This is a genomic window from Acetobacterium sp. (genome assembly GCF_030652775.1).
Taxonomy (GTDB): Bacteria; Bacillota; Clostridia; order Eubacteriales; family Eubacteriaceae; genus Acetobacterium.
Genome location: NZ_JAUSPS010000051.1, coordinates 1 through 1,045 on the forward strand (window position 1 = coordinate 1; position 1,045 = coordinate 1,045).

2 protein-coding genes are annotated in these 1,045 nt (G+C 49.2%); both read right to left on the minus strand.

The genetic code is table 11. The features are described 5' to 3' along the window. Positions 1-328 (minus strand): 2'-deoxycytidine 5'-triphosphate deaminase domain-containing protein (locus Q7J41_RS08840; protein WP_304887238.1); only part of this gene is annotated, 328 nt, incomplete at its 3' end. After that, the coding region (locus Q7J41_RS08845; RefSeq protein WP_304887240.1) for a thymidylate synthase at positions 325-1,045 on the minus strand (721 nt) is incomplete at its 5' end. The genes Q7J41_RS08840 and Q7J41_RS08845, both read right to left, overlap by 4 nt.

The window sequence follows — 1,045 nt, forward strand, 5'->3', positions numbered from 1 at the left end:
GATACAAAATAGCCATCAGATCATCAGGCAGTTTGATCTTTTCAAGCGTGGTCACCGCCACGTATTCCCCGGGCAAGATATCAAAAACCTGACCTTCTTCCAACTCAACCAGCGTATGACGCATGGTTTTGTGATCCACATCCAGATGGTCGGTACGCACAGCAACACGGCCTTCGTTGGTAAGGTCCCAGGCTTTGGGCAGCAAAAAAGAGAAGCCCAGACGCAAATCCACAGAATGCTGCTGAATCTGGAATTGATCAATCTGCGGCGAGAAGACCAGTTCGTTTTTATCAATTCTTTCCATAATTTGCTGGCTGGTTAAGATCATTGATCGTCTCCCAATTGAGAATAAATTCTTTGTGCATTTTGCAGATACTTTTCTTTTTGCAGTAGCTTGGCTGGCAAGCCAATACCCGCCTGATAGCCGTCTGTTACATCCATCAGCCATTGTTCAATACGATCCACCGCTGGGGCTTCTTCTGAAGGCAGGTAAACATGGAAGTCGCCCGCAGTAACGGTAATCGTTCCAATTGGTCGGTTAACACTGGCAGCAGCTTCAGCCAGCCAGGTGTAATCATGCATGAAATCCAGCAGAACACCCTGCCCGGCATCCAGCGAGCGGTGCACATGGAAGGAATGCAGGGGTTCGTGCGCTTCACCCGGAAGCAATTGAAAGAACTGATAAGGCGGAATGCCCAACAGAGGCTTCATGCGCTGATCCAATTCGGGGTACACGAAGGAGACGGTTACCGCCCTGCGCGAAGCCGGGTTGTCTTTAATCTCATTGATGATTCGCTTCAACTGATCCACGCGCGACCTGGCCAAAAATGAGTCTACCTGAAAAGCATTCTCAAGGAAGGCAGACATTTGCTGGCATCCCAGCCAATCCCACACAGCTAGAATCACTTGCAAATGAACCATTTCACCAGCAGCAGCAAGATAGTCAAAAAAAGCATTTTGATTACTGGTAATGGTTTCGCAATCACCGCCCAATTTTTGAGTTGCTCGCAGCACCGCCTGGATGTATCCCCAGCCACCGTCCCAA